The sequence below is a fragment of the Methylomonas sp. ZR1 genome, from assembly GCF_013141865.1.
Classification (GTDB): Bacteria; Pseudomonadota; Gammaproteobacteria; order Methylococcales; family Methylomonadaceae; genus Methylomonas.
On sequence record NZ_RCST01000001.1, the window covers coordinates 5,037,621 to 5,050,541 of the forward strand.

At 53.4% G+C, this 12,921-nt stretch carries 12 protein-coding genes; 3 read left to right on the plus strand and 9 right to left on the minus strand.

What is annotated here, in order from left to right; genetic code table 11:
- Position 1: 1 nt before the first annotated feature.
- The 3 genes from DDY07_RS23090 to DDY07_RS23100 form a co-directional block, all read right to left on the minus strand.
- Positions 2 to 1,204, minus strand: a complete 1,203-nt coding sequence (locus tag DDY07_RS23090; RefSeq protein WP_171697877.1) for an MdtA/MuxA family multidrug efflux RND transporter periplasmic adaptor subunit — start codon at positions 1,202 to 1,204, stop codon at positions 2 to 4.
- A 120-nt stretch (positions 1,205 to 1,324) separates the two neighbouring features.
- Positions 1,325 to 1,600 (minus strand): cupin domain-containing protein, encoded by a 276-nt coding sequence (locus DDY07_RS23095; RefSeq protein WP_033159054.1) that lies wholly within the window; start codon positions 1,598 to 1,600, stop codon positions 1,325 to 1,327.
- A 62-nt stretch (positions 1,601 to 1,662) separates the two neighbouring features.
- Positions 1,663 to 3,129, minus strand: a complete 1,467-nt coding sequence (locus DDY07_RS23100) for a hypothetical protein (protein WP_171697602.1) — start codon at positions 3,127 to 3,129, stop codon at positions 1,663 to 1,665.
- 690 nt (positions 3,130 to 3,819) lie between these two features.
- On the opposite strand from DDY07_RS23100, the gene DDY07_RS23105 reads away from it, so the two are divergent.
- Both DDY07_RS23105 and DDY07_RS23110 read left to right on the plus strand, forming a co-directional pair.
- Complete coding sequence (locus DDY07_RS23105) at positions 3,820 to 5,043, plus strand: HD-GYP domain-containing protein (RefSeq protein ID WP_171697603.1); 1,224 nt, start codon at positions 3,820 to 3,822, stop codon at positions 5,041 to 5,043.
- A 45-nt stretch (positions 5,044 to 5,088) separates the two neighbouring features.
- A complete protein-coding gene (locus tag DDY07_RS23110) occupies positions 5,089 to 5,607 on the plus strand; it encodes a DUF3391 domain-containing protein (protein WP_171697604.1) in 519 nt (172 codons plus the stop codon).
- Positions 5,608 to 5,619: 12 nt separating this feature from the next.
- Here DDY07_RS23110 and waaC read toward each other — a convergent pair whose 3' ends face one another.
- Genes waaC through DDY07_RS23125 form a run of 3 tightly spaced genes read right to left on the minus strand, consistent with a single transcriptional unit; the run spans position 5,620 to position 8,640 of the window.
- Positions 5,620 to 6,630 (minus strand): lipopolysaccharide heptosyltransferase I, encoded by a 1,011-nt coding sequence (waaC, locus tag DDY07_RS23115; RefSeq protein WP_171697605.1) that lies wholly within the window; start codon positions 6,628 to 6,630, stop codon positions 5,620 to 5,622.
- Between the two features lie 3 nt (positions 6,631 to 6,633).
- The gene (waaF, locus tag DDY07_RS23120; RefSeq protein WP_171697606.1) at positions 6,634 to 7,713 is read right to left on the minus strand and encodes a lipopolysaccharide heptosyltransferase II; all 1,080 of its coding nucleotides are present in this window, start codon (positions 7,711 to 7,713) and stop codon (positions 6,634 to 6,636) included.
- Entirely contained in the window at positions 7,714 to 8,640 is a 927-nt protein-coding gene (locus tag DDY07_RS23125; protein ID WP_171697607.1) for a branched-chain amino acid transaminase, read from the minus strand. It lies immediately after the preceding gene.
- 360 nt (positions 8,641 to 9,000) lie between these two features.
- On the opposite strand from DDY07_RS23125, the gene DDY07_RS23130 reads away from it, so the two are divergent.
- Positions 9,001 to 9,210 (plus strand): hypothetical protein, encoded by a 210-nt coding sequence (locus tag DDY07_RS23130; protein WP_033159049.1) that lies wholly within the window; start codon positions 9,001 to 9,003, stop codon positions 9,208 to 9,210.
- Positions 9,211 to 9,272: 62 nt separating this feature from the next.
- On the opposite strand, the gene DDY07_RS23135 is transcribed toward DDY07_RS23130, so the two are convergent.
- Genes DDY07_RS23135 through DDY07_RS23145 form a run of 3 tightly spaced genes read right to left on the minus strand, consistent with a single transcriptional unit; the run spans position 9,273 to position 12,789 of the window.
- On the minus strand, positions 9,273 to 10,658 hold the full coding sequence (locus DDY07_RS23135; RefSeq protein ID WP_171697608.1) for a DUF3526 domain-containing protein: 1,386 nt from the start codon (positions 10,656 to 10,658) through the stop codon (positions 9,273 to 9,275).
- Positions 10,655 to 12,067 (minus strand): DUF3526 domain-containing protein, encoded by a 1,413-nt coding sequence (locus DDY07_RS23140; protein ID WP_171697609.1) that lies wholly within the window; start codon positions 12,065 to 12,067, stop codon positions 10,655 to 10,657. Before DDY07_RS23140 ends, DDY07_RS23135 begins: the two co-directional genes overlap by 4 nt.
- On the minus strand, positions 12,064 to 12,789 hold the full coding sequence (locus DDY07_RS23145; protein ID WP_171697610.1) for an ABC transporter ATP-binding protein: 726 nt from the start codon (positions 12,787 to 12,789) through the stop codon (positions 12,064 to 12,066). Before DDY07_RS23145 ends, DDY07_RS23140 begins: the two co-directional genes overlap by 4 nt.
- Between the last annotated feature and the right edge of the window lie 132 nt (positions 12,790 to 12,921).

The window sequence follows — 12,921 nt, forward strand, 5'->3', positions numbered from 1 at the left end:
TTTAGTTGGCGGTTTTGCCGGAGGCGGTGGGTTGGGTTTTATCGATTACCTTGACTTGGCTGCCTTCGCGCAGTTTGTCGGCGCCATCGATCACCAGCTTTTCGTTCACGCCCAGACCTTCCGGAATCGCGACCGTTTCGCCGTCAGCCGGTCCGGCTTTTATCCGCTTTACGCTGATGGTGTTGTCGTCCTTCACCACGTACACGAATGCGCCATTGGCCCCGTGCTGAATGGCGGAGCTAGGGACTAAGGTGGCGGCATGCAAGGTGTCCAGACGCATTTTGATATTGACGAACTGGTTGGCGAACAGGGTGCGGTCTTCGTTATCAAATTGGGCTTTTAATTTCAGTGTGCCGGTGCTGGCGTCGATCTGGTTGTCCACCGCCAGCAGCTTGCCGCTGGCTAGTTTTTGCCGGCCGGCCCGGTCGTAGGCGTCAATGACCAGCGTCTCGCCGGAACGCCAGCGCCGCATCACCTCGGGTATCACATCTTCCGGCAGCGTGAACACCACCGAGATCGGCTGAATTTGGGTGATGACCGCCAGGCCATTGACGTCGCTGGCGCGGACCATGTTGCCTTGATCCACCAGCCGCAAACCGATGCGGCCGGATACCGGCGCGGTGATGCGGGAATAACTGAGTTGCAGCTTGGCATTGTCGAGTTGGGCGCGGTCGATTTCGACGCTGCCGCGATATTGCTTGACCAGCGCGGCTTGGGTGGCGGTTTGCTGGGCGGCGATGGAGTCTTGCTCCAGCAAGGTTTGGTAGCGGGCTTGGTCGATTTCGGCGTTTTTCAGCAGCGCTTCGTCGCGCAGCAACTGGCCTTCGGCTTGTTGCACCGCCACTTGATAAGGCCGGGGGTCGATTTCGGCGAGCAGTTCGCCTTGTTTAACCGCTTGGCCCTCGCTAAACGCCACCCGGATCAGTTCGCCATCGACGCGCGAGCGCACTGTCACGGTATGCAGTGGGGTGACCGTGCCCAGGCCGTTCAGATAAATCGGCAAATCGCCTTGCCAGCTTGAGGCGACTGCGACGCTGATGGGGATGTTTTCGTTGGGATTGGCGCGCGCATCCTGATTTTCCTGCGGATGCTGGCCGGCGTGGTGCAAATAATAGCCGCCCGCCGCGACAGTTAATAGGAGAATGGTCGCCCAGTGCCAGCGCGACCTCGGCTTTAATGCGGAATAATCCTGATCCTGGTTCATAGCCATGCGAATATCAATAATTAGGTGCCGGCGTCATGCCGGCCAACCGAGTCTACCGGCACAACTAAAAAAGGCATCTTGAAGATGCCTTTTTCGGATTGTCTGCCGCTGTCGTGACGATCAATCGTAATGGTAGTGTTTGCGCAAAGGCTTGACCACTTCCCAATGGCTGTCCAGGCCTTCATGAAACATCACCAGGTCGCCCGGTAAAATCCGCACCGGCTCGCCGCCCACTGGAGTGACGATGATTTCGCCTTCCAACACATAAGCGGTTTCGGTTTCGTCGAAATCGATGGTGAATTTGGAAATTTCTTTTTCCCAGATCGGCCAGCTCGATACGCCCAGCTCTTTTAAACGTTCTTCGCTGGGGTTATGTTCAACGGTAATTTGGCTCATGGGTTTCCTGTTTGAATGAAGTTGATCGAGCGGCGGATTTTAGCATTGTTGCCGAGCCGCAGCTATGAATCGGTGGTTTCGTCCGGTAATTGCTTCAGATCGTCCGCGCGGCGCAGCCTGTTACGCCGTTCCGTCCCGACCGTGAGGTTGTCGGCATTGTTCTCCAACTTGGGCTCGCTTTGCTGGTAGATTTGAAATTCGGTGACGGAATTTATCGTGGTCAGCGTCGGCTCCTTGTTCAAATAATCGTTAAGCCAGACCACCAGTAATGCGATTGCCAGGCTGGCCGCGCCGGCGATGCCGGCGTCCCGGCCGTAATCGGGTTTCACCGGCTTATCGGGCAGCGAGGCCCAATCCACGACGTCCAGTTGCGGATTGCTTTGCCGTTGTTTGACGTCGATTTCCACTAGACGTTGTTTGGTTTGTTGCAATAATTCTTCCAACTTAACCAGTTCTTCCTGCATGGCTTTGTGTTTGGCGAATTGATTGGTGTATTCGGCGGCTTTTTGTTTATGCTCGGCCATTTGCTTTTGAATGGTCAATACGGTGCGGTGCGCTGCACCGTAGGCGTTTTCGGCCTCTTGCGTGGCATAGCTCGAGCCAGCTTGTTCTTTGCTGGCAATTTTTTCATCCAGCTCGGCCAATTGGGTTTTTAAATTGCGCAAGCTGGGGTGAAATTCGATGTATTCGTCGGTGTATTGGCTCCTTTGCGCTTCCAGGCGTTCGCGCAGGCGTTCGGCTTGCTGGGTTAACGCCGCCAGACTTTGCGAATCGGCTTCCGGCACCACGGCTTTGCCTTCCGCGACGGCGGCATGAATGGCGTCCAGTTTGGCCTTGGCTTTCGCTTCTTCTTCCAAGGCGGCGTTCAAGGAATTATTTAAACCTTGTAAGCGGGCGTGGGCCTCGTTATCGGTGCTCTCCAGGGAGAGGATGTCATGCTGCAAGCGGAACGATTCAATGTCCTGGCGTTTGTCGCGCACTTGTTGTTCCAGGTGAGTCAATTCCGATTTGATCGAGGTACTGGCTTTATCGGTGATTTCGGCAATGTACTCCGCGCGAATTTGCTGGTAGGTTTTGATCCAGGTATTTAAGGCCATTTGCAGGAATTGCGGATGACTGCCTTCAGCCGCCAATTGCACTAGATTGGTGTCCGCAACCGGTTTTACCTGGAACAGCTCTTTTAGCTGGTTGATATTGGGATGCTCGATACCATCCTGCTGTTTTAGCGTCTCGGCGGTTTTTTCTAATACCGGCTGTCCGAGCAAGACCTGCTTTTGAATGTTGACATGCTCCAGATCCGCCTCTGCATGCGTTTGATCAATATCGGTTGCCGCAGTCGTCAATACCAAGGCTTGGCTTTCAAAAACCGCCGGCTGGAGAAAGACATAGGTTTCGGTAATCAGCAGCAAGGGCAGAAGTACCAGCAAAAATAAGGTCCGGCGCCGTAAACGGCGTGGCCAAGGCGTTGGATGGGAACGGTAAAAGTCGTCTCCGACGATCTGGAAATCATGGCGATAAGGAAACATCACGATTCTCTCCCTGGCGCTTAGTCCGCAGGTTATAGTTTTTGTTGTAATCCGCTTTACGGAAAATTTTCTCAGCGATCCCTGTCGAGAAAATTTTTAACGCCCGGACCGAGTCTGTGCACGTCCGCTTCGGTCAAGGGCGATTAAACGACTGTCTGGTTTTGTTGTTGTCGCTACTGACTGCTAACTTCAGTGGGAATTTTGATTGCTCAAGACTTAATTGATAGCCCATTTTCAGGCTTTAGAGCTCAAGATCCGCGCTGGCTGGTCTGCTCTGGTGCCTAAACAGTCAATATCGGCGAGCTGCCAGTTTAAACCAATACAAAAATCAAGCAATTCTTAATTTGCCAACGGCTATAAAGGCTGGGCTTCAGTTTGAGGTTATGTCGGGTCAATAATCGAAGGCGCCAAAGGCGGTGACTTGAACCGAAAGCGATTGGCAAATCGGTTGTAGGCGTGTCACTCAAATCCGAGATATTAGGCCACGATAAAATCTGCTTCGCCTATACTAAAAAGCCAATTGGATTTGTGATCCGCCGCCGGTTTGCGGGCTTTTTGTTCGGACAAGATCGGGTGAACTAGGTATGCTGGCTAACTGGCGTCCGAGGCCTGTCGGACACAATTTTCCTTGATGCCGTTTTGGCGGCTATTTTTCAAATTTTTGGATTTCTACAAATCCCCGATTGGATTGGTATGGCAGATAAAGAGGATGGAATACTCAGAATTCATGTATATGAGCTGAGAGTGGGTATGTGCGTAAGCCGTCTGGAAGCGCCGACGGCGGATTCACCTTTTTTATTGGATAGAATTGTGATTGAAAGTCATGCGGATATCCAAGCCATCCAGGCGATTTGTGATTATGTCTATATCGATGTCAAATACCAAAAGTCCTTCTCCGGGGCGATTCCCACCAGAAATACCGAAGCGCGTAAACATCTGAGCTTTGCGCGATCTTTTAACCAAACCGCCAATACTTTTCAACGCACCGGTAATTTAATTAAAACGGTGATGGACGATATTCGTTTCGGGAATCAATTTAGTGTCAGTGCGGTTAAACAAGCTGTTTCCGAGTGCGTCGATAAGGTATTGGAAAACCCCGATACGATGCTGTTGCTGACCCAAATTAAAGATCAGGATCAATATACTGCGCAACATAGTATGAATGTTTGCATATTGTCTATTCTGTTGGGTCGGGAGTTGAATTTCTCGATGGAAGATCTGAATAAAGTGGGTTTTTGCGGCTTGATGCACGATGTCGGTAAAATGAAAGTGCCGCTGGAAATCCTTAATAAACCCGGCTCTTTAGAAGACTATGAAATGGACATCATGCGTAAGCACACGCTCTACGGACGCAACGTGTTAATGTCGGCCCGTAATGTCTATCCCGGCGCTGTTGACGTTGCCTACGATCATCACGAACATTTGGCCGGTACCGGTTATCCCAGAGGTTTGAACAAAACCACGCTATCGATATTTACCAAGCTGGTAGCGGTTGTCGATACCTACGATGCCATCACCAGTGACCGAGTGTATCAGCGAGGTAAGCCGCATCTTATGGCGTTGGGAATTTTGGTAAAAGGGATGGGACAGCAATTTGAAGCTAATTATGTGACGCAATTTATCAATTGCATCGGATTTTATCCGCAGGGCAATTTAGTGGAGTTAAGTAGTGGTGAAATCGGCTTAATAGTCGAGCAAAATAAGGCCGATAGGCTTAAGCCAAAAATATTGCTGATTCAAGATGGCAATAAAAACCTTATTGAAGAGAAGATACTCGATTTGTCCTTGAATATCGCCGATGCAAGCGGTAAACGCTATGGTGTCAAACAGGTGATACGGCCGCAGGATTGTGGTGTCGATTTAGCCAAGTATTATCAAGACGGCAAGTTTACGAAAGAATATGCGGTAGTTGGCTAAGGGTTTAGTTCTGTAAATTATCTTCCTTGGATATTGTTTTTCAACATGGTTAAAAAAATTAATATTAACCAGCTCAGAAAAGGCATGTTTGTTTGCGGCACCGATCGGAAGTGGCTAGATACCCCTTTTTTCAGAACTAAATTTTTGATTTCATCTGATAAACAAATTAATACCTTAAAAGAGTATTGCCAAACCGTTTCTATCGATACCGGCAAAGGTATCGACGTGGATAAGCCCGCTGAAACCGACATAATCGATTTCGCCAGCCCTGTGGCTGCGGAGATGCCCTGCTGCGCCGAGGAAAGCGATTCTGCTTACCCAGTGAATTGCATCGTCGAATTGCAGACCGATGAATTGGCGGTGGTGGTCCAGGAAAACTCACAATCACCCTTGCAACCGTTAGTGAAGGTGATCACCAATCCGCAGAAACAATTGCTGTTTCAAGAGCGCCTGCTTGATCTGGCAGATGAGCAGCAAAATCAGATCAACATAGTCCGGGTGTTGGCTAGTGACGAACCGATTGTCGAGTTACTGAAAATGTTTGTCGAACTGGAAAAAACTTAGCCGGCCAATCACTCAGGCGCGTTGTTGGGTTTTGCCGAATAGCTCGTTACTCAGGGCTATGACAGCACGCGGGTCGATTTCGGCAATCGAAAAATCGTTTTTATCCAGCTTGAACGGATTGACCGGTGAAGGCGACTTCAAGGCTTTATTGATGGCGGTTTGATAAATTCGACTGACCGGCGTTGGCCCGAACAAGGTAATCGACGGCCGGTTTAAACCCCAGGCCATATGCGTCGGTCCTGTATCGTTACCGATCACTAAATCGGCCCTGGCCAGCGCCGCTTTCAAATCATTGAGGCTTAATTGCGGTAATACCCGCGCCAGGCTGCGTTCTGCCAGCCATTGCGCCATCCAGTGTTCTTTCTCGTTGCCCCAACTGATCAGAAAATTAGCTTCCAGACCGAAGATGACCTGTAGAAATTTTTCTAAAGGGTAGTTACGGCTGGGCCAAGTCGAGCCGATGACCAGAATGATATTGGGTTGATCGGCTAGAAAATATTCATCCAAGGCCGTTTGCGGCGGCTGAAAAAACAAAAACGGCTGCTTTGCCTGAATTTGCTCAGTTGTTACATGCAGACCTAGCGGCTGGGTCAGTAAGGCGACATTGCGATCAATGGTATTGGCGTCGTAAGGGTAGGCGACGTGCCGGCTATAGAACAAAGCCGCCCATTTTTCCCGGATCGAGTCTTGATCGAAACCCACACAATTGGCCGACAGCAAGCGCGCGACCACTGCGGACTTAATCAAACCTTGGGCATCCAGCACTAAGTCGTAACCCTGCTCGGCATAAGCGCGAATTTTACTTATCTCGGCAAAGACACGCCATTTGTCGGTTTTCAGGGCTTTTAAATTCACACCCAAAATATTATCCAGGTGTGGATTATCGGCCAGTACGCCGACGAAGCGTTCTTCAACTATCCAGTCGATTTGCGCCAGCGGTAAGGCGGCTTTGATGAATTGCAAGGCCGCCATCGCATGAACGATGTCGCCCAAAGCCGACAATTTGACGATGGCAATTTTCATCGCTCAGAAGTCCAGCGCCGCCATTACCTGCTCCGGCCGAATTTCCGTTAAGCAGCGAGTATGGCCCAAAGGACACTCACGCTTGAAGCAAGGCGAACAATCCAGGTTTAAATCCAGAATCTTCGCCTCGGGATGTAGTGGCGGGGTAAAGCCGGGGTCGGAAGAGCCATAAACTGCGATCAGTTTTTTATCCAGTGCCGCAGCGACGTGCATCAGGCCGGAATCGTTGCTGACGACCGCGTCAGCCAAGGACAACAAGTCCACCGCATCCGCCAGCGAGGTGATGCCGGCGAAGTTACGGCAAATGCCGCCCGATAGGTCATTGATTTGCTCGGCAACGGCTTTGTCTTTGTCGGAACCGAATAACCATACTTGCGAGCCTTGTTCTTCCATTTGCCTTGCTATGGCGGCGTAATGCTCGCTCGGCCAGCGCTTGGCCGGACCGTATTCCGCGCCGGGACACAGAGCCAGGATTTTACTGACAATAGGGCGCAACTCTTCCGAGCCCTCAAGCAGAGCGCTGGGGTGGGGGATTTCGATTAAATCCGCGCCTGTGATCTCGAATTTTTTGCAGACGCTTAATTGTTGCTCGATTGTGATCGTTAGCTTCGGAACCGGGTAAGTTGGTGGCTGCGGCGCCTCTTTCGGTAAACCCAGCGCCACGAAACGTTGCACGGTCATGGTCAGCACAGTCTTATCCAAGGTGTGCACATCGTTCAATAGGCCGCGGCGTAGTTCGCCGAGAAAACCGGTGCGTTGGGGGATGTGCGCAAAGAACGGAATAACGGCCGATTTCCACGAGTTGGGCAGCACAATCGCCTGATCGTAATGCTGGCTTTGCAATTCTCGGCCTATGCGGATTCGCCCCCGCAAATCAAACTGCCCGTGGCCCAACGGCATCGTCAGGCCTTTGTGCACTTCCGGCATACGCTCCAATAGAGGTAAGGACCACGCCGGGGCCAGCACGTCGATCAGGCAGTCGGGATGTTGTTGCTTGAGGGTGATGAACAGGCTTTGCGCCATCACCATGTCGCCGACCCAGGACGGGCCGACGACCAGGATTTTATAAGCTTGCTCCGTCACTTAAGAAACGAGCGTCAGCCATTCCTTATGGTCGGCGCGGCGGCCTTGGACGTAGTCGAAATACAAGGTTTGCAGTTTTTCGGTGATGGGGCCGCGGCTGCCGGAACCGATGTCGCGGTTGTCGTATTGGCGAATCGGCGTGACTTCGGCGGCGGAACCGGTGAAGAAGGCTTCGTCTGCCACATACACTTCGTCGCGGGTGATGCGTTTTTCGATGACTTCGTAGCCTTGTTCGCGGGCGATGGTGATCAGGGTGTCGCGGGTGATGCCTTCTAAGGCTGAGGTAGTTTCCGGCGTGTAAATTTTGCCATTACGGACGATGAACAAGTTTTCTCCGCTACCTTCCGCGCAGAAACCTTCGTGGTCCAGCAGCAAGGCTTCGTCGTAACCGGTGGACAAGGCTTCCTGCAAGGCCAGGATGGAGTTGATGTAGTTGCCGTTGGCCTTGGCTTTGCACATCGTGCTGTTGACGTGGTTGCGGGTGTACGAAGAGGTCCGGATGCGGATGCCTTTTTCCATGTTTTCCGCGCCCAGATAGGCGCCCCAAGTCCAGGCCGCGACCATGACGTGGACTTTCAGGTTATCGGCGCGCAAGCCCATGCCTTCGGAACCGAAGAACACCATGCTGCGAATGTAGGCGCTGTCCAGATTGTTTTTGGCGACGGCGTCACGGTGCGCCTGATTAATCTCTTCCTTGGAAAACGGCATTTTCATATTCATGATATGCGCGGAACGGAACAAGCGGTCGGTATGCTCGGCCAATTTGAAAATCGCGGTGCCGGCATCGGTTTTGTACGCGCGCAGGCCTTCGAAGACGCCGCAGCCATAGTGCAGGGTGTGGGTAAGGACATGGACTTTCGCGTCCCGCCAGTCAACCCATTTGCCGTCTAGCCAAATCAAACCGTCTCTGTCATCCATCGTTGCCATTATCTGAACCTGTTTTGTTTAGTGATTATTGCTGCGCCGCGTCGGCTTAAAAGTGACGGAAATTGTACTATAAAGCGCTCTCCGGCAATACCGGCTGCGCAGAAGTCCTGATTTTGGCGTGAGGATGTGTTTGGCAGGCCCAAGATGGATTGTGGGCGCCGGTGAAATAATTCACTGATTCCACGTGGCATAGGCTACCGACGGCACGCGCGGTTTGCGATAACTTAAACTCAGCGTCAATTTTTAGAAGTTGCCTAAGGTTGGAAAAATCTTAGTGCTATGATTTTTAAAGGCTTTCGTTAGTTGGCGTCACTTATGCACGTCATTTAGTAGTCAAATCGGCAGATTCGGGAGAGCGTCATGGAAACAAGCAATGAAGTCAACGAAATCAGCACCCTGCGTATCGTATTCATCGAAACGTTAAGCAGGCAGTTTATCGCCATTACCGGTTGCGGCATTTATGTATACCTCAATCCGCTGACGATTAACGAATTGTTCAACCGCTATTTAAGCAGCAGCGTGCCTATCAATGTGTTTGCCAGGCAATGCGTCAGAAATATAGTGGCTTAATGTTGCGTAGCCTGCCCGGACGACTAGCGTCGTCCAGGACGTCTTTTAGCCAAATAGCGTCGTTAGGCTTTGGCAAAGCGCCGGCGTGAGAAGAAGAGCACCGCCAACAACAGCAAGGCCAACGCCGCTTGTCCGGCAATCAAACTTAGACACACAGCCGGATTTGTCGGATACGCAAAGGCAAAGCGCGGTTGATCGTGACTCAGTTCATCGTTCCAAGCGCTATCGCTCATGATTTTCGGTACGAAATAGTCGCGCCATTGATCTTCAAAGTGATCCACCGCCTGAATATACTCGGCATAGCGCGGCGCGTCGATGCCGGCCAGCCTATCGGCCATTTGCAGCGCGGCCATGGCCGGTGAGAGCCAAGACCAGGATTCCAAAAACTCGAATTGCGCCTGGCGGGCGCTGTCGAAGCGGTACATCACCGGTCTGATCTGTTGATCCAAAACCAATCCGGCCGGCAAACCGGCGATTTCGCGCGGTAGCTCTTTACCGGTTTGCGGCAGCGGTAGGTCGGGATGATTGCTATACCACTGCGCCAGCAGCGCTTGGCGTTGTTGATTGTTTTGTTCCTGAAACTGGCGGACGGCGATAATGCTATCCAACCTAGATGGCATCGGCTCGTGCCGGTCGGCCGCCCAACCCAGCAAGGCCGGGCCGGCGAAGGTCAATATCAACCAGACGCCCAGCATGCCGATGGCCGCCGCCCCAGAGGAGAAGGGCAGCAGCAGGAACAAGCCGGCGATGCCAAACCATACCAGTGTGTACAGGCCGGCGAACGCCAGCCAATAAACCAGCGTTTCCAGGCTAAATGCCGGATCGAGCCATAGCGCCAGCAGCGAACTGCTGAAAACCACCAGTACCACCACGCCATAGCGCACGCTCAACGCCGCACACACCAAGCGCCAGGGTGCCGACATTTGCGTGCAGACCAAACGCCAGACTCCACTCTCGCGGTCTTCCTGCACCAAGCCGTAGCTCAAGGCAATCACCATCAGCGGCGTCAGTAGCGCGAACACGGTGGCAAAATCCAGCATGCCCAACTCATGCAGCATCGGGTTGAACAACTGATCGCTGTTACGGCCGTCGGTGTGGCGGCTGCGAGTGGAGATTTTGATGCCGGTACTTAAAAAATCCAGTTGCCGGATGCTCAAGGCCAAACCGCTCAGGGCCGGCAGCCGCAAAGGCGGCGCGGCGGCACTGGCGGCGAAGGCATTGGCTTTGGGGGTGTGGTCCGCCGCTTTCGGGGCGTCATGCATCTCCGCTTGATTGGACATCGCGTTGACGGTCTGCGGCGCTGCGGTGCCGTGTTGACGGAATTCGCGCGCAGCCAAACCCGACCAAACGGCGCTAGCCAGCATCACCAGCAGAAACAAACCTGTCACCCACAGATTTAAGCTGTTGCGTTTAAAACGCAGCCATTCGATGGCGATTAACTGCATCATGGCACCAGCCTCCGTGCGGAAAGGCTCAATAAGCCCACCGATAAACCCAACCACAGTAACAACACCAAGAGATCCAGTTCGGCGGCCTGCAGGGCAAAACCGATGTCCGGGGCTTGATAGCTAAAATCCGCCACGCTACGCCAATCGGCCTCAGCGCCGGTGGCCTTGCGCTCCGTGCCGCGGCTACGCTCGCGGTCCCAGTCTTCGGTCAGGTTGATAAAGTACTGCCGATATTGTTCGGCGGCGTCTTCAAAATGCCGTTGATGGCTCAAATCCATACCGGCCAAGGTCATGGATAAAGACCGTAGCGCTAGGCTGGGGCCCAGCCAGGACCCCAGATGGCTCAAGTGTTGTTGCTTAATAAAATTGTCGCGCAAGGCGTCGAAATGCAGGGCATGGACCTTAACGGAATAAGCATCGTTGTGCTGACGATTTAAGGACACGAACCCGACCGGCAAATCTTCCTTGCGGGAAACCCCGTACTGCGCCAACACCTGTGCTTCGAAGGCTTTGGCGCGTTGCTCATGGTCACCGTCGTGCTCCAGGCCGTGGTCGATGTCGTCCTTGATCTCACGCCAGAACTCGCTGGCGCTGGGGTTGGGCGCCAGCATTTCCGCAGTCACCGCGCCGAGGCGCGGAGCGATAAACACGCTGGCTAGCCAAAAGCCCAGCAGGCAAAACAAGGTGGTGCGGCTGGTGTTAAAAGACGCGGAAGCGGCGATGGCGACTGCGGCGAAGATGCCGTAGTACAGATTTAATAGCAGCAGCAACACCAGCAGGCGCAGCACGTCGTCCAGGGTAAACGCGAAGTTGCCTAGCAGTATCACGGCTGCTACCAACAGCGCCGGTGCCAAGACCAGGGCAAACGCGCTTAACAAGCCCAGCAATTTGCCGAACAACAACTGGCCGGCATTCACCCCCAAACTGTGCAGCATCCGCAAGGTGCCGGATTCACGCTCCTGGCTGACCGCATTAAAGGTCAAGGCCACGATCAACAGCGGTAACAGCGCAGTCAGCACAAAACTGGTCGTGGCTTGACCGAAACGGCCGGCCAGCACTTGATCCGCCGCCGGGCTGAAGCGAGTGAGGTTGCGCTTATGCGGCTCCAGCCATAAAGACTGGCCGATATACGGCCGCAAACCCGGGTCCAGAGCGGCCACCGGCGTGTCCGGCTTAAACACATAGATGCCGTAATGCGCGGCAGAGTGTGGGTTTTTCACGCTCTGAGTATTCCACTGTTCCTTGGCGGTGGTGCCGACGCGGTGTTTTTCCGCGCGCAATTGCTGCAATTCATAGGCTGACGCCAGGAAAAAGCCGACAAACAATAGCAATAGGGCAATGCCCAAAGTCAGCAAGCGGCCGTCGCGCAGTGTGGCGAGAAATTCCTTGCGAATGATGGTCTTGATCATGCTAGTCCCCGGGCATGCGCCAGATATTTTTGCTCCAGTTCGTCGTGTTGCACGGTGTGGGCGTCGAATTCTTCCACCAGACGGCCGCTTTTCATGATGCCGATACGGTCGGCGACTTGCTTGGCGTTGAACAAATCATGGGTGGCCATCAACACCGCCATGCCTTGATCGGCGGCGGCGCGGATGCGTTGGGCAAAGTCGTTGGCCGCGCTCGGGTCCAGGCCGGAGGTGGGTTCGTCCAGCAACATGGCCTTGGCCTGTTTCGCCGAGGCGATGGCCAAGCCCACTTTTTGCCGCATGCCCTTGGAATACGCTGCCACCCGTTTGCCGTGGGCATCGGCTTGCAGGCCGCTGTCCAATAACAAACGACGGGCTTGCTCGTCATGCAAACGAATATTCGCCAGCGCGCAGAAATACGTCAGGTTTTCCAAGCCGCTCATCACCTCATACAGCGCGACGTTTTCCGGCAGATAGGCCAGTTTCGTTCGCACCAGATCGGGATTGGCGTGCGGCGATTCGCCTTCGATCAGCACCTGTCCGCTACTAGGCTGGTTGAAGGTCAAAAACGTGCTGATGGTCGTGGACTTGCCGGCACCATTGCCACCCAGCAGCGCGTAAACGCAGCCCTTGGGAATATGTAAATTTAAATTCTCGACCGCACGGTGTTGTCGGTACTCGACAACCAGGTTTTGGGCGGCCAATACGGGGGGCTCTGCGTTCATATAAGGTATTTGGGTTAAGGTGAATGATCTGCGACGGTCAGCCGGATGGCATGCCGCCGCGCCCGGCATGCTTAGCATTTTAACGATAGACTGGCGCAATAGGTGAGTTAGGCCAATGGGATATTTTCCTGG